Here is a 25,684-nt window from a genome sequence, read left to right on the forward strand (position 1 = left end):
CGTTCGGGGTCGCTCAGCGGGCGAACGGGTCGCCGACGGTGCCGTCGGCCTCGTCGAGCGGCCCCTGCAGCAGCCGGGTCAGCAGCGGCGCCGGGCCGACGTCGAGGGTCGTGGACCGGCTCAGACCGGTGAGCACGTCGTCGGGTCGTACGGCGGGGACGGCGTGGCGCAGGACGAGGTCGAGGCGGGCCCCGTCGCCGTCGGCCTCGGCGGTCCCGACCACGGCGAGGGAGACCACGGCCGCACGGCAGTCGAACTCACGCAGGCCCTTCTTGGTCATCCGCTCGACGATCACGGACTCCTCGGCCAGGAACGTCGCCACCGCCGCCTCGGCCTCCAGCGGCAGGGCCGCGGTGTCGATGATCCACCGGCTGGCGGTGAGCAGGTCGGCCAGGCTGCCGCCCGGCAGCTCGGCGGCGTCGACCACCTCGAGGACGTCGAGCCCGTCGGGCAGCGCCTCGTCGAGCAGGACGTGGATGGCGGCGGTGTCGACGACCTCGGCGAGGGCGATCTCGAGGTACTCCGCCTCGCTGGCCGACCCGGTGGGTGCGGCGCCGGCGTACGAGATGCGGGGGTGGGGGTTGAACCCCGACGAGTAGGCCATGGGCACCCGGGCCCGGAACACCGCCCGCTCGAAGGCGCGGCTGAAGTCACGGTGGCTGGTGAACCGCAGCCGGCCACGCTTGGTGTAGCGCACCCGGAGCCGCTGCACGGGGGGCAGCTGCTGCTCGGGCGGTTGTCGGCTCACGGAGGACGAGGCTAGTCCGCCGCCCGCGCGGCCTTCATGGCCGGGCTGGGATAGACCGTGCCGACGCGTACGCCGTCCAGCCAGGTCGTGAGCCGGGCGGCCTCGGCGTCGAGCGCGGCGCGTGCCGCGGCCGGCACCGGCTCGAGCAGGTGCACCGAGACCACTCCCCCGTCGTCCTGCACCCAGGCCCCGACGACACGCCCGTCGACCCAGGCCGTGGTGCCGGCGTTGCCGTTGCGGTCGAAGAGGTCGGGACCGTGGTCGCCGAGGTACCAGGCGCGCTCCTTCCACCCCATCACCGTCGGGTCGAGGACCGGGAGCAGCGCCGCCCACGGATCCGCGGCGGGCTCGGGCTCCGCGTCGTCGGGCAGCACCCACCCGGTGCCGCCGCCGTCGAGCGACACCTCGACGGCCTCGACCGAGGCCAGGGCGGACCGGACGGCTCCCTTGGTGCCGCCGAGCCACCAGACCAGGTCGGCCTCGGTGCCGGGACCGAAGGTGCGCAACCAGCGCCGGACGATCTCGGCGTACCCCTCCTCGAGCGACAGCGGTGCCTCCGGCGAGCCGAGCCAGTCGGACATCAGGGTCCACCGCGGCCGGGAGAGCCGCCAGTGCTGGGTGTTGGTGCCCCGCACGAGGTCGGCGGTGAGACCGAGGTGGGTGAGCACGCGACCGTGGTTCCACACCGAGCCGGCGGTCACGTCGAACCTCACCGCCACGTCGGGCAGCAGGCCGCGGACCTCGACCGCGGTCAGGCCGTCGGGCCGGGTCGCCAGCTCGGCCAGGATCGCGGCCCGGGCCTCGTGCACCCACCGGGCGCCGTCCGCGGCGATCCCCGCCTTCTCGACGTCCTTGGCCATCCGCTTGAGCTCGGCCTCGGCCACCCGGGCCGAGGCGCTCCCCCACGCCGCCGCCAGCAGGTCGCGGGGGAAGACGAACAGGGTGCGGCGCATGGCGAGCTGCTTGACCAGGGTCCGCTCGACGTGCAGCGCCCGGTCGACGTCGGCCACGGCGAGCCCGTCGACGCGGGCCCAGCAGGACAGGTAGACGGTGGCGGGCTCGGTCGAGTGCAGGACGGTCATCGCGCGGGTCGCGGCCTCGGCGTCGCCGACCCGGGACCAGGGCGCCACGGCGTGTCTCCGGGCCAACCGGGCTCGCCGCTCGTCGTCGGTGATGTGACGCACCCGCGTCATCCTGCCCGACCTGCCGCCGGCGCGGGCCGGGCCTGACACACTGTCGTCCACCTCGACCCGGCGACCCGTCGGGCCTGCGCGCTAAGGACTGCCCCGATGAGCAACCCGTATGACCCCAACGCCGGCAACAACCCCTACGAGCCCAACGCCAGCAACAACCCCTACGGGAGCCCGGCCTCGTCCGGCGGCTACGGCCAGGGCGGTGGCTACGGCGACCCCTACGGCCAGCAGCCCAACCCCTACGGCGAGGGACCGAAGAAGACCGACGCGGTCTCCATCGTCGGCTTCGTCCTCAGCCTCACCTGCTGCCTGTCGATCGTCGGCGCCATCCTCGGCTTCGTCGGCCTGAGCCGCACCAAGGGCGGCAAGCGCAAGGGTCGCTGGGCGGCCGTCTCCGCCGCGATCATCGGCATCATCGGCACCCTGGTCGCCGGTGGCGTGATCGTCGCGATCGTCTTCTTCGCCAACTCCGTCGTCGACGTCGACGAGGCCAAGGTCGGCGAGTGCGCCGACGTCTCCAACGACAACGGCGACTCCGTGCTGCTGACCGAGCAGGACTGCGACGGCAAGCACGACGCCGAGATCACCTGGGTCGGCAAGGTCAGCGACGTCGAGAACCTCGACGTCGCCCCGTCCAACCCCGACGACTTCACCGACGCCGGCGCGTCCCTCCTCATCTGCACCGCGCTGATGGACCCGGCCGACGTCACCACCCTCGGCGACGACGTCGAGTACCAGTACGTCACCCAGGACACCAGCCCGAAGAGCACCGACGCGGCGCTCTGCTACGCCGAGAAGAAGAGCGGGTCGTTCACCGAGAAGCAGCTGAACTAGCCGCTCCCCCAGCACCCCCAGCACGCCGCGGCCGCGGCGGCGAGGTCCCTCGGACCTGCCGCCGCGGCCGCGTCGTCGTTCGGTCGTACGACGACCGCACGGCGGTCGAGGTGCGAGGAGCCCCGGCGACGAGCCTCGAGACCACCGCAGGGGCAAGCAGCCCGCGTCGCGTAGTCCCCGCTGTCGTCCACGGTCGACGAACCTCCGTCTTCCACGACGACGTTTGTCGTGGACGAGCCAGGTCCGCCGAGCCGAGAGGTGTCCGAGCTGGACGAGGGCGCGGCGCAGAGCGTCGGCTGCCGGGGTCTCGAGGCTCAGGCCTGGCGGCCTTCGCACCTCGAACGACGTGGTGGTGGAGCTCAGACGACGGCGAGCGGCAGCAGCCGCTGGCCGGTGGGCCCGATCTGGATCTCGGTGCCCATCTCGGGGCAGACGCCGCAGTCGTAGCAGGGGGTCCAGCGGCAGTCCTCGACCTCGACGTCGGAGCTGCCGTCGGCGACCGCGAGGGCGTCCTCCCAGTCGGCCCACAGCCAGTCCTTGTCGAGGCCGGAGTCGAGGTGGTCCCAGGGCAGGGTCTCGTCGTAGCCGCGCTCGCGGGTGGTGAACCAGTCGAGGTCGACGCCGGTGCCGCCCAGGCCGGCCTCGGCGGCGGCCATCCACCGCTCGAAGGAGAAGTGCTCGCTCCAGCCGTCGAAGCGGCCGCCGTCGCGCCACACGGCCTCGATGACGCGGCCGACGCGACGGTCGCCGCGCGAGAGCAGTCCCTCGATGATGCCGGGCTTGCCGTCGTGGTAGCGGAAGCCGATGGCGCGGCCGTAGCGCTTGTCGTCGCGTACGACGTCGCGCAGCTTCTTCAGCCGGGCGTCGGTGGTCTCGACGTCGAGCTGGGAGGCCCACTGGAACGGCGTGTGCGGCTTGGGCACGAACCCGCCGATCGAGACGGTGCAGCGGATGTCGTTCTTGCCGGTGACCTCGCGGCCCTTGGCGATCACGGCCTTGGCGAGCTCGGCGACCTGCATGACGTCCTCGTCGGTCTCGGTGGGGAGGCCGACCATGAAGTAGAGCTTCACCTGGCGCCACCCGTGGGAGTAGGCCGCCGCGACGGTGCGGATCAGGTCCTCCTCGGTGACCATCTTGTTGATCACCTTGCGCATCCGCTCGCTGCCGCCCTCAGGGGCGAAGGTGAGCCCGGAGCGACGGCCGTTGCGGGAGAACTCGTTGGCCAGCGTGATGTTGAAGGCGTCGACGCGGGTGCTGGGCAGGGACAGCGAGACGTTGGACCCCTCGTAGCGGTCGGCCAGGTCGGTGGCGAGCTCGCCGATCTCGGTGTGGTCGGCGCTCGAGAGCGAGAGCAGGCCGACCTCCTCGAAGCCGGTCTTGCGGATGCCGTTCTCGACCATCGCGCCGATCGTCTCGATGCTGCGCTCGCGCACCGGGCGGGTGATCATCCCGGCCTGGCAGAAGCGGCAGCCACGGGTGCAGCCACGGAAGATCTCGACGCTGAAGCGCTCGTGGACGGTCTCGGCCAGCGGCACCAGCGGCTTGGCCGGGTAGGGCCAGGCGTCGAGGTCCATCAGCGTGTGCTTGGTGACGCGGTGCGGGACACCGGGGCGGTTGGGCGTGACCGCGACGACGGCGCCGGTCCCGCCCGGGGCGTCGTCATAGGAGACGTCGTAGAAGCGCGGGACGTAGATGTTGCCGGTCACCGCGAGGCGGCGCAGCAGCTCGTCGCGCCCACCCGGCTCGCCCTGGGTCTTGAACTCGCGCACGACGTCGGAGATCGCGAGCACGACCTCCTCGCCGTCACCGAGGACGGCGGCGTCGATGAAGTCGGCGATCGGCTCGGGGTTGAACGCCGCGTGGCCACCGGCGAGCACGATCGGGTCGGCCTCGGTGCGGTCGGCGGCGTGCAGCGGGATGCCGGCCAGGTCGAGGGCGTTGAGCATGTTGGTGTAGCCGAGCTCGGTGGAGAAGCTCAGCCCGAAGACGTCGAAGTCCTTGACCGAGCGGTGGGCGTCGACGGTGAACTGCGGGATCGGCCCGGCCTCGTCGCCGGCCCGCAGCACGGCCTCCATGTCGGGCCACACGGCGTACGTGCGCTCGGCGAGGATCCAGTCGCGCTCGTTGAGCACCTCGTAGAGGATCTGGACGCCCTGGTTCGGCAGGCCGACCTCGTAGGCGTCGGGGTACATCAGGGCCCAGCGGACCGTCGGGCCACCCTCGCCCGACGTGGTCGCGCAGTCCCAGTCCTTGACGGTGGAGTTGAGCTCGCCACCGACGTACTGGATCGGCTTGGACACCGACGGGAGGTGGGGCTCGAGGCGGGGGAAGACGCTGGCGGACATGGGATCCAGGCTACGCGGGCCCTGGTCCTGCTCCCGATTCGCTGCGCACGGCCGCGGCGGCCGAGGTCGCCCGCAGCTCGACCTTGGGCATCATCAGCAGGATCAGGAACGCCAGCACGCCGGCACCGGCGGCGATCAGGAACACCGTGTCCATGGACTCGGCGAAGCCGACCTTGATCGGGTGGGCCACGGCCGGGTCGAGCGTCTCGATCACCGAGGAGTCGTCCTGGACCCCGGCGATGGTGTCCTGGAACGACGGGTCGCGCAGGGCGGTGGCGACCTCGGGGTTGTCGGCCTCGTCGGCGAAGGCGGTCGAGATGTTGGCGCCCACGGTGCCGAACAGCACCGACAGCAGGACCGCGACGCCCAGGGTGCCGCCCATCTGGCGGAAGAAGGTCGCCGAGGAGGTCGCCACGCCGATGTCGCTGGGCGGCACGGCGCTCTGCATCGTCAGCAGCAGCGGCTGCATGCACTGACCGAGCCCGAGGCCCAGCACGAACATCGCCAGCATCACCCACAGCAGCGACGTGTCGGCGGTGGTGAAGGACAGCGCCACGAGGGCCACCACGACCATCGACGAGCCGATGATCGGGAACACCCGGACCTGGCCGGTGCGGCTGATGATCCGGCCGGAGCCGATCGAGGCGATCATCAGCCCGCCCACCATCGGCAGGGTCAGCAGACCCGACTCGGTCGGCGAGGCGCCGTGGACGATCTGCATGTAGAGCGGCAGCAGCATGATGCCGCCGAACATCGCGACGCCGACGACGACGCTCGCGGCGATGGTGACCACCGCGGCGCGGATCTTGAAGAGCTTGGGCGGGATCAGGGCCGCGTCGCCCATCGCCCGCTCGGCCAGGACGAACGCGACGAGGCCGAGGGCACCCACGACGTAGCAGGTGAGGGAGCGACCGGAGGTCCAGCCCCACTCACGACCCTGCTCGGCCACCGTCAGCACCGGGACGAGGGCGACGACCAACGACAGGGCGCCCCACCAGTCGATGCGGACCTTGCCGACGGGCTTCGGCGTCTGCAGGTGGAGCGTGCGGGTCACGACGACGAGGGCGGCCAGCCCGATCGGCACGTTGACCAGGAACACCCAGCGCCACCCGGTCACGCCGAGGATGGAGTCCTGGCCGGCGAAGAACCCGCCGATCAGCGGGCCCAGGACGCTCGAGGTGCCGAACATGGCCATGAAGTAGCCGGTGTAGCGGGCCCGCTCCCGCGGGCTGACCAGGTCGCCGATGATCGCCAGGACGAGGGTGAACAGCCCGCCCGCGCCGAGGCCCTGCAGGGCGCGGAACATCGCGAGCTGGGTCATCGAGCCGGCGAACGAGCACAGCGCCGACCCGGCGATGAAGACCGAGATGGAGAACAGGAAGAGCTTCTTGCGGCCGTAGAGGTCGCCGAGCTTGCCGTAGATGGGCGTCGTGATCGTGGCGGTGATCAGGTAGGCCGTGGTCGCCCAGGCCTGGATCGACAGGCCGTTGAGGTCGTCGGCGATCGTGCGGATCGAGGTGCTGACGATCGTCTGGTCGAGCGCGCCGAGGAACATGCCCATCATCAGGCCGGCCAGGATCGCGAGGATCTGGGTGTGCGAGTAGTCGCCGGACTCGGTGGTCCCGGCGGGCCCGGCAGCCGCGCCGCCGGTCGCCTTGGGGTCGGTGGTTGTCATCGACAACCAGCCTAACGGTCACGCCCGCTCAGCGTGGCGGATCGATCTCGCGTCCCGGATCGGGCCGGCGTCCGAGGTCGGGATCGAGGGCGCCGGTGAGCTCGTCGACCAGGAGCAGGTCGTCGCGCACCTGACCGGCGCGGTACGACGCCCGGCCGACCATGTGGGCCGCGACCGGGGCGGTCGCCATCTGGGCCAGGACCACGAGCACCGCCAGCACCGCGGCGCCGGGGTCGCGGAGCACCAGCGACACCCCCAGCAGGACCAGCATCAGGCCGAGCACCTGCGGCTTGGTGGCGGCGTGCATGCGGGTGAGCAGGTCGGGCAGCCGCAGGACCCCGACCGCGGCGACCAGGCTGAACAGCGACCCCAGCAGGATGCAGACGGCGCCCGCCACGTCGAGCACGTCGTTCACGGCGTCCCCTCCTCGTCGGTCTCGTCGGTCTCGTCGGTCTCGTCGCGCTCGGCGTCCACGTCGTCGCTGCCCGGGCTGAACCGGGCCAGGCTGATGGACCCCACGAACCCCAGCAGGGTGGCGACCAGGAGCAGCGGCAGGTTGTCGGAGGTACGCCGGACCGCGGCGTCGACGGCGATCGCCGCGATCGAGATCGAGACGATCACGTCGAAGGCGATGGCCCGGTCGAGCATCGTGGGACCCATGGCCATGCGCAGGGTCACGAGCAGGGCCGACAGCGCCAGGACGCCGCCCGCCACGACCAGCACCGCGGTCATCGTCGTGCCCCCTCGTCGTCGGCTGTGCCGTCGACTGGGCCGTCGACTGGGGTCGACGGGTCGTGACCCAGCGCGTGGAGCACCCTCGTCTCCTGCTCCCAGACCCGGCGCCGTACTCGCTCGACGTCGTCGAGCGAGCGCACGTCGAGGGCGTGCAGGTAGAGGGTGAAGGAGCTGCGCTGCACCTCGACGACCACGCTGCCGGGCACCAGCGAGGTCAGCTCGGCGACGAGCACCAGCACGAGGTCGGAGTCGGTGCGCATCGGCACCCGGACCAGCGCGTTGCGCAGCCCGGGCGGCGGCCGCAGCACGGTCCAGGCGACCTGCAGGCTCGCCACCACGACGTCGCGCACGAAGCAGCCGACCAGGACCACGACCCCGAACGGGCGGATCCGGACGTCGAGGTCGAGCGGGGGCAACGGGAACAGCAGCAGGGCGAGCGTGGCGACGATGACGCCGCCGACCAGCGACATGGCCGACCAGGTGCCCCAGAGCACCCACCAGACCACGGTCAGCCAGAGCACCATCGGCCACTGGACGCGGCGGCGTGAGCGGCGCGAGCGGGGAGACGGGTGCGCGGCTCCGGCGGGCCCGCTCACTCGGCGGCCTCCGCGACGGCGGTGACGTAGGTGCTGCGGTCGATCACGTCGCCCGCGGCCCGCTCGGTGAACGCGTAGAGCGGGCCGGCCACGACGGTGATCGCGACGCTGATCGCGACCAGCACGGCCGTGGTCCAGGTCATCAGCGCGGGCAGGCGGGTCGGCATGCCGTCGTCCTCGAGGCGCTGGTGCAGGTCGCGGTCGGGCCGGTCGCTGTCGACGATGGCACCGGCCTGGCGCACCAGCCCGGCGTCGTACGACGTCGTGTCGAGCCGGACCTGGCCGCGGCGGCCCACCGCGGGTGCGTCCGGCGCGGCCGGCCCGTGCGAGGCGTCGGCGGCGGCGAGCTCCTCGGCCATGGCGTGCGCCTCCTGCGGGGAGCGCCAGAAGGCCAGGGCCCAGGTCTTGGCGACGGCGTACAGGGTCAGCAGGCTGGTGACGGTGCCGCCCACGACGAGGGTCCAGGCCAGGGCGCCCCCGTCGGCGATGCCGGCCTCGAGCAGGCCCACCTTGCCCAGGAAGCCCGAGAGCGGGGGGATGCCGGCGAGGTTCATCCCGGCCACGAAGAACAGCACGCCGAGCACCGGGAAGAGCCGGGCCAGGCCACCGAGCCGGAGCAGGGAGGTGCTGCCGGCCTGTCGCTCGATGAGGCCGACGACCAGGAACAGCGCGGTCTGGATGGTGATGTGGTGGGCGACGTAGAAGATCGCCCCGGCCATGCCGGCCTGGCTGGACAGCCCGATGCCGAAGATCATGTAGCCGATGTGGCTGACCAGCGTGAAGGAGAGCAGGCGCTTCATGTCGGACTGCGCGATCGCGCCGAGGATGCCGATCAGCATCGACAGCAGCGCGACCACCATCAGCAGCTCGGACAGCCGGCCGCCCGGGAACAGCAGCGTCTCGGTGCGGATGATGGCGTAGACGCCGACCTTGGTGAGCAGGCCGGCGAACACCGCCGTGACCGGCGCCGGCGCGGTCGGGTAGCTGTCGGGCAGCCACAGCGACAGCGGGAACACCGCGGCCTTGATGGCGAAGGTGACCAGCAGCAGCAGGTGCAGCATCAGCGAGGTCGAGTCGGGCAGGTCGTCGAGCCGGACCGCGATCTGGGCCAGGTTGAGGGTGCCGACCGCGGCGTAGACGGCCGCGATGGTGATCAGGAAGAGCATCGAGGACAGCGCGTTGACGACGACGTAGATCGTGCCCGCCCGGATCCGCCCGGCGGTGCCGCCCAGGGTCAGCAGCACGTAGCTGGCGAACAGCAGGATCTCGAAGCTGACGAACAGGTTGAACAGGTCGCCGGCCAGGAAGGCGTTGCTCACGCCGGCGACCAGCGTCAGGAACGTCGGGTGGTAGATCGACACCGGGGCCGACCGGTTGCTGTCGGAGATGCCCTGGCCGAGGGAGTAGAGCATCACGGCGAGCGTCACGATCGACGACACCAGCAGCATCAGGACGGCGAGGCGGTCGGCGACCAGGGCGACGCCGATCTCGGTCCACCCGCCGAGCCACACGACCTGGGTGCCCTCGCGGTCGACGACGACGAGCAGCGTCGCCGACACCAGGACGACCAGCGCGAGCACCACCACGCTGACCAGGCGCTGGGCGCGCGGGAAGCGGAACAGCATCAGCGCGGCGCCCGACCCCAGCAGGGGCAGCAGCACGGGCAGCGGGACCAGGGAGGTCATCATCCGTCCTCCCGGTAGTCGTCCTCGTCGTCACGGTCGGCGGTCATGTCGTAGCTGTCGGAGGTCGCGTCGTCGACGGCCAGCCGGCGGATCCGGGCGTCCTCGGTGTCGTCCTGGACGTCGTCGTGGCCGGCCAGCTGCCAGTTGCGGTGGGCCATGGCGAGCAGGAACGCGATGGTGCCGAGCGTGATGACGATGGCGGTGAGGACCATCGCCTGCGGCAGCGGGTCGGACATGTCGTCGACGTCGGCCGAGCCGTAGAACGGGGCCTCCCCCGCCCGGCCGCTGGTGGCCAGGATGGCGACGTTGACGCCGTTGCTCAGCAGGACCAGGCCCACGAGCACCCGGGTCAGGCTGCGCTCGAGCAGCAGGTAGGCGCCGCAGCCCACCAGGGCACCGGCCACCACCACCAGGGTCAGGTTGACGTCCATCAGGGACTCACCTCCGCGGGCTGCTGGGACCGGTCGGCCTCGCGCTGGGCGGTGAGGATCTGGCGGTCCAGGCGGGCCCCGAAGGTGCGCAGCAGGTCGAGGACCAGCCCCGTGACCACCAGGTAGACGCCGATGTCGAAGCCGACGGACGAGACCAGGTGCAGCTCGCCCAGCAGCGGCAGGTCGACGTAGACGTCGGCGGTCTGCAGCACCTCGCCGCCGAAGGCGACCGGGCCCAGCCCGGAGACCGCGGCCACGAACAGGCCGGTGCCGATGATGACGCCGGCGTCGATCGGCAGGGCCTCGGCGAGCTCGTAGCGGCCGCCGGCGAGGTAGCGCACCATCAGCGCCAGCCCGGCGACCATCCCGGCGGCGAACCCGCCCCCGGGCAGGTTGTGGCCGGCGATCAGCAGGTAGACCGAGAAGACCAGGATGCTGTGGAAGATCAGCCGGGTGACGACCTCGAAGACGATGGAGCGGCGGTCGGGGCTCAGCGTGCCGGGAGCCGGCAGCCAGGTCCGGGCCGTCGGGGCGCTGGCGGCGTGGGCCTCCTGCGTCGCCGGGTCGGCGTCGGCCAGTCGGCGTACGCCGCCGCTGCGGGTGTCGAGGAAGACGAGGCTCGCCACGCCCGTCGCCGCGACGACGAGCACCGAGATCTCGCCGAAGGTGTCCCAGGCGCGGATGTCGACGAGGGTCACGTTGACGACGTTGCGTCCGTAGCCGAACTCGTAGGCGGCCTTGGCGAACCGGGTCGAGACGGCCTCGGCGGTGCGGGAGCTGCCGGCCACGACCAGCACCCCGGAGACCACGGCGCCGATCACGGCGGCCAGGGCCATCCGGGCGTAGCGGATCGGGTGGAGCGGCTTGTCGGAGAAGTAGTCGGGCAGGCGACGCAGCACCAGGACGATGACGACGAGCGCGACGGTCTCGACGAGGATCTGGGTCAGCGCGATGTCGGGCGCCCCGTGCAGGACGAACAGCAGCGCGCACCCGTAGCCGGTGACCCCGGCGAGGATGAACGCGCGCAGGCGGCGCCGGGAGCGCACGGTCATGACGGCGGCCGCGATCATCACCAGGCCCACGGCGGGCTGGCCCAGGGAGTCCCAGGCGAAGACCTTCAGGTCGGGACCGTCGACCAGGGCGAGCACCAGCGCGGTCCCGGGTCCGGCGGCGACGACCAGCAGGATGATGGCGAGGTAGGACGCCGCCGATCCTCGTTGGACCGTGCCGGTGACCTCGACCGCGAGCCGGTCGACGCCGCGCAGGGTCGCGCGGTAGACCTGCCCGCCGGACACCGGCAGCTCGACCCGGTGCTGGAAGGCGCACAGCGGGTCGCGCACGACGAACAGCGCGGCCCCGACCACGACGGTCACCGCGGACAGCAGCAGCGGCAGCTCGAGCCCGTGCCACAGGGCGAGGTACTCCTCGTGGTCACCGGCCTCGAACCGGTCGGCGTACGGCTGGAGGGCGTCGGTCAGACCGGCCCCGAGGAAGCCGAGGACGAGCCCGAGGGCGGCCAGCAGCACGGGTCCGGCGGCGAACGGGACGGCGAGCGGGCGCACCGCCGTCGGCGCGACGCCGGGCTTGGTCGCGAACGCGCCCCACCAGAAGCGCACGGTGTAGGCCGCGGTGAGGCTCGACCCGAGCAGCACCCCGGCGACCAGCAGCCACCCGGCCCAGACGGGCACCCCGGCGGTGTTGCCGTCGTGGGTCAGCTCGAGCAGGGCGGTCCACATCGTCTCCTTGCCCAGGAACCCGACGAGCGGCGGCAGGCCGGCCATCGAGGCGCCCGCGAGGGCCGCGGCGACGGCGAGGGCGGGCAGCCGGCGACCGACGCCGCTGAGGGTGTGCAGGTCGCGGGTGCCGGTGAGCCTGTCGACGACGCCGACGACCAGGAAGAGCGTGGACTTGAACAGCGCGTGCGCCAGCACCAGGGCGGTGCCGGCCAGCGCCGCCGTACGGCTGCCGACCGCCAGGACGACGAGCAGGAACCCCAGCTGGCTCACGGTGCCGTAGGCGAGCAGCAGCTTGACGTCGATCTGGCGCAGCGCGCGCCACCCGCCGGAGACCATGGTGGCGACGCCGAGGGTCAGCAGCACCGGGCGCCACCCCGGGGTGTCGGCGAACGCGGGCACCAGGAGCGCGACGAGCAGCAGGCCGGCCTTGACCATGGACGCGGCGTGCAGGTAGGCGCTGACCGGGGTCGGCGCCGCCATGGCGCCGGGCAGCCAGAACTGGAACGGGACGATCGCCGACTTGCTGAGCGCACCGACGAGGATCAACCAGACCGCGACGGTCGTCGCCGCGCCCGAGGGCGGGTCGGCCACGATCGCGGCGAGGGAGAAGGTGCCGGCCACCTGGCCGAGCAGCAACATGCCGACGAGCATGGCCAGGCCGCCGAGCGTCGTGACGAGGAGCGCCTGGATGGCGGCGCGGCGGCTGGCCCGGTTGGTGGGGTCGAACCCGATGAGCAGGAACGACGCGATCGTCGTGAGCTCCCAGAACACGAACAGCAGCAGCAGGTTGTCGGCCAGGACCAGGCCGAGCATCGCCCCGACGAACGCCGAGAAGCTGCTCGCGAAGCCGACCAGGCCGCGCGAGGAGTCCTCGAAGTACCAGGCGCAGTAGGCCAGGACCACCACGCCGACGCCGGCGACGATGAGGACCATCAGCCAGCGCAGCGAGTCGAGGGTCAGGTCGAGGGTGAACCCCAGTGAGGGGATCCAGGCCGACGACTCCTCGACCACGCCGCCGTCGAGGACGGTGCCGGTCTGCGTGAGCGCCCACACCACGGCGGCCAGCGGGACCAGCGCCAGCGCCAGGAACGCGCGTCGGCCCAGCCACCGCACCAGCCCGGGCGCGACAGCCGCTGCGAGGCCGTGAGCCACGACGAGAGCGAGCAGGGAACGGCCTTCCAGAGGTCGATCGGGTGCGAGACTCGTGGTGAGGGTCGAGCAACGCGTGGGAGGACGCCGACGAGCCGGCGTCCGCTGAGTTTACTAGGGGCGACCACTGGCGCCGTCGCCGCCCGAACCGCGTCATCGCGGACGTCGTCCGTCCGCGTGCCCCGCTAGCGTGGTCCGTCATGACGACAGCTCCCTGGGAACCCCCGCTGGCCGGGACCGACGTCGAGCACCTGGTCGGGTCGCTCGAACGCCTGCGGGCGACGTTCCGCTGGAAGGCCGACGGCCTCGACGCCGCCGGGCTGACCACGACGATCGGCTCCTCGAGCCTCACCCTGGGCGGCCTGCTCAAGCACCTGGCCCTGGTCGAGGACTACCACCGCGTCACCAAGATCGGCGGCGGCGACCTCTCCGACGACGCCGACTCGCCCTACCGCGCGCATGACGGCACCGACGACTGGGAGTTCCGTACGGCGGCCCACGACTCCCCCGCCGAGCTCTACGCGCTGTACGACGGCGCCGTCGAGCGCTACCGGAGCGACCTGGCGGCCCGCATCGCCGGCGACGGCATCGACCAGCTGGTCGCCGTCGCCGACGGCGAGGGCCACCACGCCTCGCTGCGGCGGATGGTCTTCGACATGGTCGAGGAGTACGGCCGCCACACCGGCCACGCCGACCTGCTCCGCGAGGCCGTCGACGGGAGGGTCGGAGAGGACCCGCCCGCCGACTGGCGCCCGAGCGCCTGACGGCCCGCTGGCCGCCCGTGGTGCACGCTGGTGCCATGACGGAGCTCAACGTGCTGGACGAGGAGCTCGAGCCCTGCGGGACCGAGCCGATGACCGGGTTCTTCCGCGACGGGTGCTGCCGGCCCTCGGAGCAGGACCCGGGCAGCCACACCATCTGCGCCGTGGTGACGCCGGAGTTCCTCGAGCACCAGCGCGCGATCGGCAACGACCTGGTCACGCCGCTGCCGATGTACGGCTTCGCGGGACTCAGGCCGGGTGACCGCTGGTGCGTGACCGCGCGCAACTGGGCGCGGGCCCACCGGGACGGGGCGGCCGCGCCCGTCGTGCTCGCCGCGACCAGCCGTGCCGTGCTCGAGCTGGTGCCGCTCGACGTGCTGCGCCAGCACGCGGTCGACGTACCGCCGGACCTCAGTGGGCTGGACGGCTGACGCAGCCACGGTGATCGAGGAAGGCGCGCTGGCGCCTGTCTCGAGACCACTCGACCGCAACGTCGGGTCGTGCGGGTGGGTCGGCTGCGGTGGTTTCGAGACGGTTGCCAGCGCAACCTCCTCAACCGACGTGGGCGTCAGGCCACGTCGGTGGTCAGGGCGATGGTGTGGACGAACCCGTCGACGCGCACCTGGACGAAGAAGCGGTAGGTCCCCGGAGTGCCGAGCGCGGTGTGGAAGGTGAGGTCGCTGCCGTCGGCGGTGGTCACGGGCGCGCCGAGGGGGTGGGCGTGGACGAACGCTCCCGTGGCGGTGTCGAAGCCGGTCAGGTGGGCGTAGGAGCCGAGGTAGGTGCCGAGGTTGAGCACGCCCTTGTGCCCGTCGGAGACGACGAGGTCGAACTGCGTGTCCTGGCCCGCCGGCAGGGTCTTGGGAGCCGTGATGGTGACCATGCCGTCGGTGTTGGTGCGTCCCGGCGCCTCGGTCTCGACCGGGGTCTTGCCGGCCACCACGGCCTCGTCGCCGAGCACGACGTGACTGGCCCGCGGGTTGCCCCGGGGGTCGTCGGGCACGAACTCGGCGACCACCCGGTAGCGACCCGGATCGGTCAGGTCGGTGCGGGCGGTCCAGGTGCCGTCGTCACCGAGGACCGGGTGCAGGTGGCGGAAGTCGGTGAGGTCGTCGCGCACGAGGTAGAGGTGGATCAGCTTGGTCTGCTCCTCGACGTAGTCCATGACGGGCTTGCCGCGGGAGTCGAGGATCCGGAACGACAGGTCCCCCGGCTCGCGCGAGACCTTCGGGAACCTCAGGCCGGCCATGGAGTAGCCCCCGGCGCCGGCGGTGGTGCCGTCGCCGATGAACGTGTCGTGGGTGTGCGGGGGGCCGTTGTCGGGGCTCAGCACCTGCCTACCGTCGGTCGGCGGGGCGGGGTCGTCCCCGCCGCACGCGGTCAGCGTCGCCGCCAGCAGCAGGCCGGCGGCCATCGACGTCAGGAGCTTCCTCATCACTTCACCTCGAACTCGACGGTAGTCACGGGGTTGTCGAACTCGGACGTGCGCAGGCTCACCTGCACCACCCAGGTGCCGGGCGTCGGGACGACCGTCTCGACGACGTAGGTGCCGGCGGCGGCGGGGACCACCGGCTGCTGCCCCAGGTCGACGCTCCCGTCGGCCGAGGAGACCGACACCGACGGCTCGGCGTACGCCGTCAGCGGCTCGCCGGACTGGTCCTGCACCTGCACGGTGATCGTGTTGGGCCCGGTGGTGCGTGGGGTCATCGTGGCCAGGACCTTCATGCCGGAGTCCTCCTCGAGCACCCCGACCGACACCCGGGAGGCCACGGGAGCCCGGTCGGGCGGGGCCTCGCGGGGCGACTGGTTGGTCAGGAAGCCCGTCACGCCCAGCAGGACGACGAGCAGCCCGGCCTCCACCCGGACGACGGTGCGCACCCGCAGCACGGCCCCCCGGCGGGCCTCGTGCCCCGAGACCCCCGCCCCGGCCGCCGCGGGCAGGACCCTCCACCGGTTGAAGCCGGCGACGAGGGCCACGACGGCGGCGATGCCGACCTTGATCAGCAGCAGGCGCCCGTAGGTGGTGTCGAACAGCGGCGCCCAGGCGCCGAGGATCCGCCAGCCCATCAGGGTGCCGCTCACGGCGAGCAGGCCGAGCAGACCGGCCGCGACGCCGGAGAAGCGGGTGAGCACCAGCGCCGCGTCGCGCTCCCGGCCGGCGAGCGGCTTGAGGACCAGCACCAGCCCGACGAGGCCGCCGAACCAGGTCGCGCCGGCGGCGAGGTGCAGGAGGTCGGTGGCCACCATCAGCCACACCGGATCGATCGCCCGGGAGTGGCCGACGATCGCCGGCGAGAGCGCCGCGACCGCGGCCGCCCCCACCGCGAGGCGGCGCGTGGTCAGGCTCGCGCGGACCACCAGCACCAGGGCGGCGACCAGTCCGACGGCCTGCAGACCCAGCACGATGACGTCGTCGCCCACCAGGGACAGGTCGACGGCGGCCGAGTCGCCGAGCTGGTCGAGCGGCAGGCCCTGCTGGTAGGCGCCGGTCAGCGGGATCAGCGCGACCCCGGCCACCAGGGCGACCCCGGTGGCCGACCAGGCGACCTTGAGGACCCGGTCGCGCACGGCGACGTCGAGGCGCACGTCCCGCACGGCCCAGGCCCAGAAGAGCACCAGGCCGGCGGCCAGCAGGAGCCCGACGTAGGACAGTGCCTGGAACACGCTCAGGACGTTGCGGACGTCGGCCGGGTCGGCGTCGGGCACCCGGGGGGCGGCGACCTGCGGGCTGGGGGCACCGATCGAGAACGTCAGCGAACCGGCGATCGGGTGCCCGTCGGCCGAGATGGCGCGCCACACGATCACGTAGCTGCCGTCGTCGAGCGACTCCGGCAGGTCGGTGGTGATCACCGCGTCGCGCGAGGAGGAGTCGGAGTCGACCGGCTCCCCCGTCGCGTCGAAGACCTGGACGGCCTTGCCGGGCAGCGAGACCGGCTCGTCGAAGGTGAACGTGACGACGTCGGGCGTCGAGGCCAGCACCGACCCCTCGGCGGGGTCGGTGCTGACCAGGGTCGCGTGCGCGGAGGCCGGACCGGCCGACCCCACCACGAACAGGATCGTGGTGAGGGCGGCGAGCAGCAGCCCCGCGCGACGCGTCATCGACGTCAGGCCGTACGACGGGTGCGCGCGAGCGCCACGGCCGCGACCACGATCCCGGCGAGGCCGGTCGCGAGTCCGGCGATGGCCAGCCCGTTGCCGTCCCCGTCGTCGTCGGAGGCGGCCTCGGTGTCGGTGGCGGCCGAGACCTGCGCGGTGTCGGCGCCCTTGTCGTCCTCGGTCGCGGCAGCGGCGCCGTGGCCGTCACCCTCGCCGGCTGCGGTCACCGCGACCGCCGGCGCCGGGTGCTCGAGGTCGTCCTCGCTCTGACCGTCCTTGGCGACCTCGGTCCAGGCCGTCTCACCCTTCTCGCAGGTCTGGATGACCGGGAACGCCAGGGTCTTGCCCTCGGCGTCCTCGGGCAGCTGCAGGGACAGCTCGAAGCTGTCCCGCTCCCCGTCGGGCAGCGGCGTGACGGCGGTGTAGGTGACCGTGCTGGTGCGCTCGGTGACCTCGTCGCCGTCCTCGGCCACGAGCGGCTCGGCGAGCTTCTCGGTGGTCGTGGACAGCTTGTAGAAGGGGTTGCGCGTCGCCGCCGCCTCGTTGATGCCGTCGGGGAGCTGGATGGCGACCTTGGTCGTCGGGGACCCGTCGCAGCCGTGGGGCACCGAGAAGGTCAGCAGGGTGTACGAGCCGGCGGCCGTGTCGGACGGGGTGACCGAGACGTGGGCCGAGGCCGCACCGGCCGCCAGCAGGGTGAGCGCGCCGGCGGCGCCGGTCGCGGCGGCGATGCGGGTGAGCGGGCGCGTGGGGGTACGTCGTGCAGAGGACATGGTGGATCCGTTCTGGATGGTGTGGGGTCGGGCAGGCACGCCTGACGGGTCCACGACCAGCACGGTCGATCGGAGGGTCAGGCGGTGGCGACCGGCGCCGGCGGTCCGCGGCGCGGCGCCGCGGCCACCACGAACCGGCTCGACAGCGCGCGCGGCAGCGGCACCGGAGCAGCCACCGGGCGCAGCGCGGGTAGCGGCGGCAGCGGCGAGCGGGTCCAGGTCACGACGACCTCGCCCGCCCGGGCGCGCAGCTCCCACAGCAGCGCGGTCAGCAGACCACCCGCGACGTGGACGACGAGCATCGTCGGGTCGAGCAGCGCGTGGGCGTGGTGGCCGTCCGACAGGTGGGCGTGGGCCAGGTGACCTGCGCCGTCCATGGGCGTCGACAGCGCCGTCAGCCACGCGTGCAGCAGCAGCTGCGCCGCCACCAGCACGGGCACGGCGACCAGTGGGCGCACGCGTCCGCGCAGCACCAGCAACCCGGTGCCGAACACGACCGACGCCATCACCAGCAGCCAGGGCACCGACGGCAGGCTGCCTCCGGCCCAGAGGTGGCCGACCGCGAGGGCTGCGGTCACCTCGACGGTCGCGGCGGCGGCGCGCAGGGTGACCCCCTCGCGCGGCAACACCCGGACCGTCAGCACGAGCGCCATTCTGCCTGGTCACACGACCGGCGGACCATGTGGCCCCAGGGCCTCCGGTTCCGACGTGACCCACCCCGCCTCACTTCCGGCACCGCCCGAATCACGAAAGTGACCCACCCCGCCTCACTCCTGGACACCGTCCAGATCATGAAGTGACCCACCCCGCCTCACTTACGGCACCGCCCGAATCACGAAGTGACCCACCCCGCCTCACTCCTGGCCGCCATCGAGATCAGGAAGTGACCCACCCCGCGTCACTTCACCTTCATCGATGCTCGCCAACCGACCCGGGGTGGGTCACCTCCCACTCACCGAGGCCCACCAACCGACGCACCGCGGGTCACTTCCCACTCACCGAGGCCCACCAACCGACGCACCGCGGGTCACTTCCCACTCACCCAAGCCCACCAACCGACGCACCGCGGGTCACTTCCCACTCACCCAAGCCCACCAACCGACGCACCGCGGGTCACTTCCCACTCACCCAAGCCCACCAACCGACGCACCGCGGGTCACGTCACGATCAGCGGTGTCCGCCCACCGACCCAGGCGGGGTCAGCGTCGCGTCGGCCGCATCCGCGCCGCCGGCGCCTCGGCGGAGCGGCGCGAGATGTTGAGCAGCAGCCCCACGGCGAGCATCGAGGCGAACATCGAGCTGCCGCCGTAGGAGACGAACGGCAGGGGGACGCCGGTGACCGGCATGATGCCGAGGCACATGCCGATGTTCTGGAAGGCCTGGAAGCCGAACCAGCAGGCGATGCCCGCGGCGGCGACCCGGCCGAAGACGTCGTCGGCACGCGAGGCGATCCGCAGGGCGCGCCACAGGACGACGCCCAGCAGGGCGATGATGACGCCGGCGCCCAGGAGGCCGAGCTCCTCGCCGGCGACGGTGAAGACGAAGTCGGTGTGCTGCTCGGGGACGAAGCCCGAGCGGGTCTGCGACCCGTGGAAGAGGCCCTGGCCGAAGAAGCCGCCGTTGCCGACGGCGATGCGGGCCTGCTCGACGTTGTAGCCGGCGCCGCGCGGGTCGAGGGACGGGTCGGTGAAGGCGAGGAAGCGGTCGACCTGGTACTGCTCGAGCAGGCCGCCGGCGACCGCGGCGACCGCGCCGGCGACCCCGGCGAGGCCCAGGGCGACCAGCCAGCGACGCGGGGCGCCGGTGGTGGCCAGGACGCCGAAGACGGTCGCGCTCAGCACCAGCATGGTGCCGAGGTCGGGCTGGGCGAGGATCAGGACCGCCGGCACACCGGCGATGAGCAGCATCAGGACGACGTCGACCCCGGTGGCGCCGTCGGCTCCCTTGAGCCGCCGTCCCTCGGAGCGCTCGGCGACCACGAGCGCCATCCCGATGACGACCGCGAGCTTGGCGAACTCCGAGGGCTGGATGGAGGCGCCGCCGACCATCAGCCAGGAGCGCGAGCCGTTGACCACCGTGCCCATGGTCAGCACGAGGACCAGGCCCCCGACCGAGGCGAGGTAGACCAGGGGCGCCACGATCCGCACCCACCGGTGGTCGGTGACGACGACCAGGAAGAGCAGGACCAGGCCGATGACGACGTTGACCACCTGCTTGAGCAGGTAGGCGCGCGGGTCGCCGCCGGTCAGGTCGTCGCGGGTGCTGGTCGCCGACCAGACGAGCAGGCAGCCGATCACCGTGAGCGCGAGGACAGCGAGCAGCAGCAGCCGGTCGGGAGCGGGTACCCGCGAGACCAGCGACGGCGTGGACGCCGCGGCCGGCCGGCTGGCCGGGCTGGGCCGGCTCGTCCGGCCGGGCCGGCTCGTCCGGCCGGTCCGGCTGGGCGTCGTGGTGCTCACGGGGTCTCCTTCACGGCCGGCGGGAGGATCGTGCCGTCCTTGCGGAAGGACGGCAGCCGGTCGGGCAGCACGGTGCCGGGGACGGCCGCCTTGTCGGGCGTGACCTGGTCGCCGTCGACGCCGTAGAGCGCCTCCCAGATCTTGCGGACGCCGGGCCCGACGGTGCCGGAGCCCGTGCCGCCCTGGCTGACCATCATCACCACGACGTAGTCGTCGGAGTAGGAGGCGACCCACGACGTCGACTGCTTGCCGTAGACCTCGGCCGAGCCGGTCTTGGAGCGGATCGGTACCTCGTCGAGCGGGAAGCCGTTCATCTTCCAGGCCATGGTGCCCTCGCGGGTGACTCCGCGCAGGGCCTGGTCGAGGTAGCCCTGGACGCCCTTGGGCAGGTCGACGTGACCGGTGACCTCGGGCTTGATGCGGCGGATCACGGTGCCGTCGGAGGCGACCACGGCCCGGGCGACGCGGGGGGCGTAGAGCGTGCCGCCGTTGGCGATGGCGGCGTACCCGCGGGCGAGCTGGAGGGGCGTGACGATGGTGTCGCCCTGGCCGATGGCGAAGTTGACCGCGTCGGTCACCTTGTACTTGTAGCCCTCGACGCAGAACTCGCTGGCGAACTTGTAGACGAAGTCGCTCGTGTCGGCGTCCTGCGGCTTGTCCGCGATGCCGCAGTAGAACTTCTTCATCGAGCGGTAGTAGGAGCGCTTCCAGTGCCGGTCGGCGATCCGGCCGGAGGCCTCGCCGGGCAGGTCGATGCCGGTCTCGGCGCCGAAGCCGTACTTCTCGGCCTCCTCGACCAGCGGGTCGCGGGCGTCGACGTCGGCGGCGTCCGAGCCGTACTGCTGCCAGTAGTCGTAGCCGACGCGGAAGAAGAAGGTGTTGCAGGAGACCTCGAGGGCCTTCGCGAAGCCGATGTCGCCGTAGGCCGCCGACTCGTGGTTGTGGAAGGCGCGGTTGCCGACCTGGAAGGACGACGAGCACGGCAGCGTGGTGTCGGTCGAGTAGCCGTGGGTCAGCGCACCGGCCGTCATGAACGGCTTCCAGGTCGAGCCGGGGGCGAACTGCCCCTGCGTCGCCCGGCTGAGCAGCGGCGTACCGGCGGCCTCGGAGTAGAGCCGGGAGAGCTGCTTCTTGGTGATGCCACCGACCCAGACCGACGGGTCGTACGTCGGCTGGCTGGCCATCGCGACGATCCGGCCGGTGCTGGCCTCCATCACCACCGCGGCGCCGGAGTCGGCGGCGTAGTTCTTGCCCGAGACCGGGTCGTGGGTGGCGCGAGCGGTCGTGATCATCTCGTGCAGCTGCTTCTCCACGACGCTCTGCACCTTGGCGTCGATGGAGGTGACCAGCGTGTCGCCGGGCTGGGCCTCGACGCTGCGGACGTTGTCGGCGTCGTCCTTGATCTCGCGGCCCAGCGAGTCGACCTTGACCTGCTGGTAGCCGGGCATCCCCCGCAGCCAGCTGTCGTACTGCTGCTCGATGCCGGCGCGTCCGACGACCGAGGCGCCGTTGACGGACTGGTCGCCCGACTCCTTCGAGGCGTCGAGCTCGTCCTCGGTGATCGGGCTGAGGTAGCCGAGCAGGTGGGCGGCGTTGATGCCGAAGGGCTCCGGGTAGGCGCGCACGGTCTGCTGCTCGACGACGACCCCCGGGTAGTCCTCGGGCTGCTCGCGGAAGCGCTGCGCGCGCTCCTGCGCGAGGTCCTGGGCCACCGGGACGGGCTGGTAGGCCGACCCGTTCCAGCACACGCCGGGCTCGGCGCCCTTGTCGCCGCAGGAGGTCAGCACCTTCTCGATCCGGCCGGGCGACATCGAGATCACCTTGCCGACACGGCGCAGCAGGACCCGACGCTCGGCGGCCGGGAGCTTGCCGAGCACGGTCCGGTCGAGGGCGACGACCCAGGTCAGCCGGTTGGCGACCAGGGGCCGGCCCTGGTCGTCGACGATGAGGCCGCGGGTGGGCTGGACGACGATCTCGCGGACCGACTGGGCCGCTGCGCGGCCCTGGTACTCGTCGCCGTCGACGACCTGGAGGTAGTAGAGCCGCACGAACAAGGTGGCGAACAGCGAGAAGACCAGGGCCTGGATCACGATCAACCGGAGTCCGCCGCGGCTGGGGTTGCCCGTCGACCGCGTCATCGGGCGGGTACGCCGTCGGGCTCGAGACGGGCGCGCGCCAGGGCGACCACGGCCAGCACGACCGCGGTGAGGGCGAGGTCCCAGGCGACCCCGGTGAGGACGACCTCGAGCAGGTCGGGAACCGTCGCGGACCGGTCCTGCAGCAGGAGCCCGGTCAGGGCGAAGACGGAGGTGCCGAGGAACGAGCAGGCGGCGACCGCCGCCAGGGTCGCGCCGAGGCCGGCCGGTGCGTCCTGACGGACCCGCCCGGCGACGTACCCGACGAGGAGCAGGGCGAGGGCCCAGCGACCGGCGACGTGGTCGGCGGGCGGTGCGAGGTCGAGCAGCAGGCCGGCGCCGAAGCCCAGGACCAGGCCGACCTGGGGTCCGCGCAGCAGGCCGCCGGCGACGACCACGAGGAGGACCACGTCGGGTCCGACACCGCGCCAGGCGAAGTGCGGGAACACGCTGGTCTGCAGGACGAGGGCGACGACGGCCGCCAGGGCGAGGAGCACGGTGCGCACGGCGCGGGACGACGTCATCGCAGGCTCCCGTCGGCCTCGACCACGGCGCGGTCGCTGCGGGTGCCGGAGGGGACGACGACGCCCACGATGTCGAGGCTGGCGAAGTCGACGTACGGGTCGATCACGGCGCGTTGAGAGGTGTCGCGCAGGCTGGAGAAGACCGACACGACCCGGCCGATCGGGACGCCGGCGACGTAGGGGCTGTCACCGTGCTCGCTGCCCCAGGTGACGACCGTGTCGTGCTTGCGCGGCACCACGGTCTCGTCGACGAGCTCGAGGTCGAGGCGTGCCGTGCGACCCATGACACCGCGGCCCTTGAGGAAGCCGATCTCCATGCTCTCCGCGAGCCGGCCACCGACGGTGGAGTCGGGGTCGACGATGAGCAGCACCGTGGCGGTGGTGTCGGTGACCCGCAGGACGCGGCCGACCAAGCCGTCGTCGTTGACGACCGTGAGGTCGGGGGTGATGCCGGAGTCGGAGCCGGCGTCGATGGTGACCGTGCTGGAGAACGACTGCGAGGACCCGATCGCGATGACCCGGGCCGGCACCAGCGCCTGGCTGAGCTCGGTGGCCGCGGCCGTGAGGCCCTCGAGCTCGGCGAGCCGGGCCGCGTCGTACGGCGCCTTGCGGACGCGGGCGCGCAGCTCGGCGTTCTCGGACTCCAGGGCGGTGAGCCGCCCGCGCAGGTCGTCCTGGCTCTCGAAGCGGTCGGACAGACCGGCGATCGGGCGTACGGCGCTGTCGGCCGCGGCCTGCGCGGGTCCGACGGCCTCGCCGATCGCCCGCCGGGCGGGGTCGAGCGCACCGTCGTCACTGCTGTCGAGGACCATCAGGCTGGCGCAGGCGAGCACCAGCGCGATCACCAGCGCGCCCGGTGGACGACCGGGGCGGTCCTCGCGCGGGGCCCGGCCGTAGCCGCGCCGGCCCAGCGCGCGCAGCGCGGTCGTCACCGGTACCGCCGGTGGTCGGCGACGAGCACGGCCTGCAGGGCCTCGAACTCCTCGACGCAGCGCCCGGCGCCCAGGGCGACCGAGACCAGGGGGTTCTCCGCGACGTGGACCGGCATGCCGGTCTCGTGGCGGATCCGGTCGTCGAGCCCGCGGAGCAGCGCACCCCCGCCGGTCAGCACGATGCCGCGGTCCATGATGTCGCCGGCCAGCTCGGGCGGGGTCTGGTCGAGGGTCACGCGGACCGCGTCGACGATCGCGTGCAGCGGCTCCTCGAGGGCCTGGCGGATCTGGGCCGGGGTGACCTCGACGGTGCGCGGCAGCCCGCTGACCTGATCGCGGCCTCGGACCTCGGCGGGCGACTCGTCGAGGGAGGGGAAGGCCGAGCCGAGGGTCATCTTGACCTCCTCGGCGGTGCGCTCCCCCAACATCAGGGAGTGCTCCTTCTTCATCCAGCTCACGATCGCCTGGTCGAGCTCGTCGCCCGCGGTGCGGATGCTGAGGCTGGTCACGATGCCGCCGAGCGAGATGACGGCGACCTCGGTGGTGCCGCCGCCGACGTCGACGACCATGTTGCCGGTGGGCTCGTGGACGGGGAGGCCGGCGCCGATCGCGGCGGCCATCGGCTCCTCGATGATGTAGACCCGGCGGGCGCCGGCCTGGTAGCCGGCCTCCTTGACCGCGCGCTGCTCGACCGCGGTGATGCCGCTCGGCACGCAGATGACCATCCGCGGCTTGGCGAAGTAGCGCCGCTTGTGGGCCTGCTGGATGAACCATCGCAGCATCTGCTCGGTCGCCTCGAAGTCGGCGATGACGCCGTCCTTGAGCGGTCGCAGCGCCGTGATGTTGTCGGGCGTGCGCCCGATCATCCGCTTGGCGTCGTGACCCACGGCGAGCACCTCGCCGGTGGTGTCGTTGACCGCGACGACGCTCGGCTCGTCGAGCACCACGCCCCGGCGCCGCACGTAGACCAGCGTGTTGGCCGTGCCGAGGTCGACGGCCATGTCACGACCGATGATGCTGTTCGCCATGCGCGCGCGCCTCACTGTCGTGCGCGGGGTCGGGGAAGACGGGGGAAGACCCGAGGCCCGTCACGCGCACGAAACGGCGGACCCGGTAGCGAGCGTAGGCAGTGGGACGCGTGTGACAGCGGAGGCGCATGGGGTGTGTCGCGCCGTACCCCGGCCGAGGCCGCGAATGCCCCACGCCGGTCGAGGTGCGAAGGCCGCCAGGCCTGAGCCTCGAGACCCCCGCCACCGACCCACCCGACTAGACCTGGACAGGACGCCACCAAGGTCTCGAGGCGCGCGACCAGAGCTCCTCGCGCCTCGACCGACGTGGGTCAGGTCAGGTCGTCGACGCCCCGGTCGAGCCACTCGTCCTGCTCGTCGGCGGGGATGTCGTGACAGCCGCCGGTGACGGTGACGAGCAGGAAGTCACCCGCGGCCGGTCGGGTCGTGACCGTCACGGTCAGGTCTCCCCAGGGCGCCGTGAGCCGACGGCCGCCCGGCACGGTGGACTCGACGACGTCGTCAGACCCGCTGAGGTAGGCCGGGACCGGCTGGAGCAGGTCGTCGGGTGCCGCCGGGCCGGCGTCGATGCGCACGGTGGCGACGTACTCCACCGCGGCGATGCCCTCGGGCGCACGACCACGGCAACCGCGGAAGCTCCCGCGGGGGCTCTGCGCCGCACCCACGAGCTCGGCGACCAGGCGCGGGGTGAGTCCGCGCACCAGCTCGCCGGCCTCGGCACGGTCGGACTCGAGCCGGGTCCGGTGGGAGCCGTTCGCGTCGGAGGTGGTGTCGGGGGAGGTCGCGCTGTCGTCGTCGGCCACGCAGCCAGTCAACCCGACCGGCAGCACCACGACCGCCAAGACCAGG

At 72.5% G+C, this 25,684-nt stretch carries 23 protein-coding genes; 3 read left to right on the plus strand and 20 right to left on the minus strand.

Translation table 11 applies throughout. The features are described from left to right. Positions 1-13: 13 nt before the first annotated feature. Positions 14-748, minus strand: a complete 735-nt coding sequence (locus FJQ56_RS03825; RefSeq protein ID WP_211350741.1) for a TIGR03936 family radical SAM-associated protein — start codon at positions 746-748, stop codon at positions 14-16. 11 nt (positions 749-759) lie between these two features. Next, on the minus strand, positions 760-1,932 hold the full coding sequence (locus tag FJQ56_RS03830; RefSeq protein WP_140007854.1) for a winged helix DNA-binding domain-containing protein: 1,173 nt from the start codon (positions 1,930-1,932) through the stop codon (positions 760-762). A 105-nt stretch (positions 1,933-2,037) separates the two neighbouring features. On the opposite strand from FJQ56_RS03830, the gene FJQ56_RS03835 reads away from it, so the two are divergent. Further along, complete coding sequence (locus FJQ56_RS03835; RefSeq protein WP_140007855.1) at positions 2,038-2,775, plus strand: DUF4190 domain-containing protein; 738 nt, start codon at positions 2,038-2,040, stop codon at positions 2,773-2,775. 359 nt (positions 2,776-3,134) lie between these two features. Here FJQ56_RS03835 and FJQ56_RS03840 read toward each other — a convergent pair whose 3' ends face one another. Genes FJQ56_RS03840 through FJQ56_RS03875 form a run of 8 tightly spaced genes read right to left on the minus strand, consistent with a single transcriptional unit; the run spans position 3,135 to position 13,160 of the window. After that, a complete protein-coding gene (locus FJQ56_RS03840; protein ID WP_140007856.1) occupies positions 3,135-5,120 on the minus strand; it encodes a TIGR03960 family B12-binding radical SAM protein in 1,986 nt (661 codons plus the stop codon). A 10-nt stretch (positions 5,121-5,130) separates the two neighbouring features. Continuing rightward, positions 5,131-6,795 (minus strand): MDR family MFS transporter, encoded by a 1,665-nt coding sequence (locus FJQ56_RS03845; protein WP_140007857.1) that lies wholly within the window; start codon positions 6,793-6,795, stop codon positions 5,131-5,133. A gap of 28 nt (positions 6,796-6,823) precedes the next feature. Next, positions 6,824-7,210, minus strand: coding sequence for a monovalent cation/H(+) antiporter subunit G (mnhG, locus tag FJQ56_RS03850; RefSeq protein WP_140007858.1), 387 nt, complete (start codon positions 7,208-7,210; stop codon positions 6,824-6,826). After that, complete coding sequence (locus tag FJQ56_RS03855; protein ID WP_140007859.1) at positions 7,207-7,527, minus strand: MrpF/PhaF family protein; 321 nt, start codon at positions 7,525-7,527, stop codon at positions 7,207-7,209. Before FJQ56_RS03855 ends, mnhG begins: the two co-directional genes overlap by 4 nt. Then, positions 7,524-8,126 (minus strand): Na+/H+ antiporter subunit E, encoded by a 603-nt coding sequence (locus FJQ56_RS03860; protein ID WP_170215246.1) that lies wholly within the window; start codon positions 8,124-8,126, stop codon positions 7,524-7,526. Before FJQ56_RS03860 ends, FJQ56_RS03855 begins: the two co-directional genes overlap by 4 nt. Beyond that, complete coding sequence (locus FJQ56_RS03865; protein WP_246083972.1) at positions 8,123-9,814, minus strand: Na+/H+ antiporter subunit D; 1,692 nt, start codon at positions 9,812-9,814, stop codon at positions 8,123-8,125. Before FJQ56_RS03865 ends, FJQ56_RS03860 begins: the two co-directional genes overlap by 4 nt. Then, complete coding sequence (locus FJQ56_RS03870; protein WP_140007861.1) at positions 9,811-10,242, minus strand: Na(+)/H(+) antiporter subunit C; 432 nt, start codon at positions 10,240-10,242, stop codon at positions 9,811-9,813. Before FJQ56_RS03870 ends, FJQ56_RS03865 begins: the two co-directional genes overlap by 4 nt. Further along, positions 10,242-13,160, minus strand: a complete 2,919-nt coding sequence (locus FJQ56_RS03875) for a Na+/H+ antiporter subunit A (protein WP_342776441.1) — start codon at positions 13,158-13,160, stop codon at positions 10,242-10,244. The genes FJQ56_RS03870 and FJQ56_RS03875 overlap by 1 nt, the downstream gene beginning before the upstream one ends. A gap of 167 nt (positions 13,161-13,327) precedes the next feature. Between FJQ56_RS03875 and FJQ56_RS03880 the strand changes: the two genes are divergently transcribed. Further along, a complete protein-coding gene (locus FJQ56_RS03880) occupies positions 13,328-13,891 on the plus strand; it encodes a mycothiol transferase (protein WP_140007863.1) in 564 nt (187 codons plus the stop codon). Between the two features lie 35 nt (positions 13,892-13,926). Further along, on the plus strand, positions 13,927-14,319 hold the full coding sequence (locus FJQ56_RS03885; RefSeq protein ID WP_140007864.1) for a DUF2237 family protein: 393 nt from the start codon (positions 13,927-13,929) through the stop codon (positions 14,317-14,319). Positions 14,320-14,456: 137 nt separating this feature from the next. On the opposite strand, the gene FJQ56_RS03890 is transcribed toward FJQ56_RS03885, so the two are convergent. From FJQ56_RS03890 to FJQ56_RS03935, 10 genes are all read right to left on the minus strand, one after another. Next, positions 14,457-15,323, minus strand: coding sequence for a hypothetical protein (locus FJQ56_RS03890; RefSeq protein ID WP_140007865.1), 867 nt, complete (start codon positions 15,321-15,323; stop codon positions 14,457-14,459). Then, a complete protein-coding gene (locus FJQ56_RS03895) occupies positions 15,323-16,987 on the minus strand; it encodes a copper resistance protein CopC (RefSeq protein WP_140007866.1) in 1,665 nt (554 codons plus the stop codon). Before FJQ56_RS03895 ends, FJQ56_RS03890 begins: the two co-directional genes overlap by 1 nt. 5 nt (positions 16,988-16,992) lie before the next feature. Continuing rightward, entirely contained in the window at positions 16,993-17,757 is a 765-nt protein-coding gene (locus FJQ56_RS03900; protein WP_140007867.1) for a DUF1775 domain-containing protein, read from the minus strand. Between the two features lie 77 nt (positions 17,758-17,834). Beyond that, the gene (locus FJQ56_RS03905) at positions 17,835-18,401 is read right to left on the minus strand and encodes a hypothetical protein (RefSeq protein WP_140007868.1); all 567 of its coding nucleotides are present in this window, start codon (positions 18,399-18,401) and stop codon (positions 17,835-17,837) included. Between the two features lie 555 nt (positions 18,402-18,956). Next, positions 18,957-20,216 (minus strand): rod shape-determining protein RodA, encoded by a 1,260-nt coding sequence (gene rodA, locus FJQ56_RS03910; protein WP_246083974.1) that lies wholly within the window; start codon positions 20,214-20,216, stop codon positions 18,957-18,959. Then, positions 20,213-22,354 carry a penicillin-binding protein 2 gene (gene mrdA / locus FJQ56_RS03915; RefSeq protein WP_140007869.1) on the minus strand — a complete coding sequence of 714 codons (2,142 nt, stop codon included), beginning with the start codon at positions 22,352-22,354 and terminating at the stop codon, positions 20,213-20,215. Before mrdA ends, rodA begins: the two co-directional genes overlap by 4 nt. After that, positions 22,351-22,875, minus strand: a complete 525-nt coding sequence (gene mreD, locus FJQ56_RS03920; RefSeq protein ID WP_140007870.1) for a rod shape-determining protein MreD — start codon at positions 22,873-22,875, stop codon at positions 22,351-22,353. The genes mrdA and mreD overlap by 4 nt, the downstream gene beginning before the upstream one ends. Further along, positions 22,872-23,807: a rod shape-determining protein MreC gene (mreC, locus tag FJQ56_RS03925; protein ID WP_246083975.1), complete on the minus strand. Its 936-nt coding sequence runs from the start codon at positions 23,805-23,807 to the stop codon at positions 22,872-22,874. The genes mreD and mreC overlap by 4 nt, the downstream gene beginning before the upstream one ends. Continuing rightward, entirely contained in the window at positions 23,804-24,835 is a 1,032-nt protein-coding gene (locus FJQ56_RS03930; RefSeq protein ID WP_140007871.1) for a rod shape-determining protein, read from the minus strand. The genes mreC and FJQ56_RS03930 overlap by 4 nt, the downstream gene beginning before the upstream one ends. Positions 24,836-25,146: 311 nt before the next feature. Continuing rightward, entirely contained in the window at positions 25,147-25,638 is a 492-nt protein-coding gene (locus tag FJQ56_RS03935) for a hypothetical protein (protein ID WP_140007872.1), read from the minus strand. Positions 25,639-25,684 lie beyond the last annotated feature (46 nt).

Origin of the sequence: Nocardioides plantarum (assembly GCF_006346395.1) — a bacterium.
GTDB lineage: Bacteria > Actinomycetota > Actinomycetes > Propionibacteriales > Nocardioidaceae > Nocardioides > Nocardioides plantarum.

What these genes read in the sequence shown, in the direction of transcription:
- FJQ56_RS03835 (WP_140007855.1), top strand. Translation starts at nt 2,038, where the DNA reads ATGAGCAACCCGTATGACCCCAACGCCGGCAACAACCCCTACGAGCCC.
- FJQ56_RS03840 (WP_140007856.1), bottom strand. Translation starts at nt 5,120, where the DNA reads ATGTCCGCCAGCGTCTTCCCCCGCCTCGAGCCCCACCTCCCGTCGGTG.
- FJQ56_RS03845 (WP_140007857.1), bottom strand. Translation starts at nt 6,795, where the DNA reads ATGACAACCACCGACCCCAAGGCGACCGGCGGCGCGGCTGCCGGGCCC.
- FJQ56_RS03855 (WP_140007859.1), bottom strand. Translation starts at nt 7,527, where the DNA reads ATGACCGCGGTGCTGGTCGTGGCGGGCGGCGTCCTGGCGCTGTCGGCC.
- FJQ56_RS03865 (WP_246083972.1), bottom strand. Translation starts at nt 9,814, where the DNA reads ATGATGACCTCCCTGGTCCCGCTGCCCGTGCTGCTGCCCCTGCTGGGG.
- FJQ56_RS03870 (WP_140007861.1), bottom strand. Translation starts at nt 10,242, where the DNA reads ATGGACGTCAACCTGACCCTGGTGGTGGTGGCCGGTGCCCTGGTGGGC.
- FJQ56_RS03880 (WP_140007863.1), top strand. Translation starts at nt 13,328, where the DNA reads ATGACGACAGCTCCCTGGGAACCCCCGCTGGCCGGGACCGACGTCGAG.
- FJQ56_RS03885 (WP_140007864.1), top strand. Translation starts at nt 13,927, where the DNA reads ATGACGGAGCTCAACGTGCTGGACGAGGAGCTCGAGCCCTGCGGGACC.
- FJQ56_RS03890 (WP_140007865.1), bottom strand. Translation starts at nt 15,323, where the DNA reads ATGAGGAAGCTCCTGACGTCGATGGCCGCCGGCCTGCTGCTGGCGGCG.
- FJQ56_RS03895 (WP_140007866.1), bottom strand. Translation starts at nt 16,987, where the DNA reads ATGACGCGTCGCGCGGGGCTGCTGCTCGCCGCCCTCACCACGATCCTG.
- FJQ56_RS03900 (WP_140007867.1), bottom strand. Translation starts at nt 17,757, where the DNA reads ATGTCCTCTGCACGACGTACCCCCACGCGCCCGCTCACCCGCATCGCC.
- mrdA (WP_140007869.1), bottom strand. Translation starts at nt 22,354, where the DNA reads ATGACGCGGTCGACGGGCAACCCCAGCCGCGGCGGACTCCGGTTGATC.
- mreD (WP_140007870.1), bottom strand. Translation starts at nt 22,875, where the DNA reads ATGACGTCGTCCCGCGCCGTGCGCACCGTGCTCCTCGCCCTGGCGGCC.
- FJQ56_RS03930 (WP_140007871.1), bottom strand. Translation starts at nt 24,835, where the DNA reads ATGGCGAACAGCATCATCGGTCGTGACATGGCCGTCGACCTCGGCACG.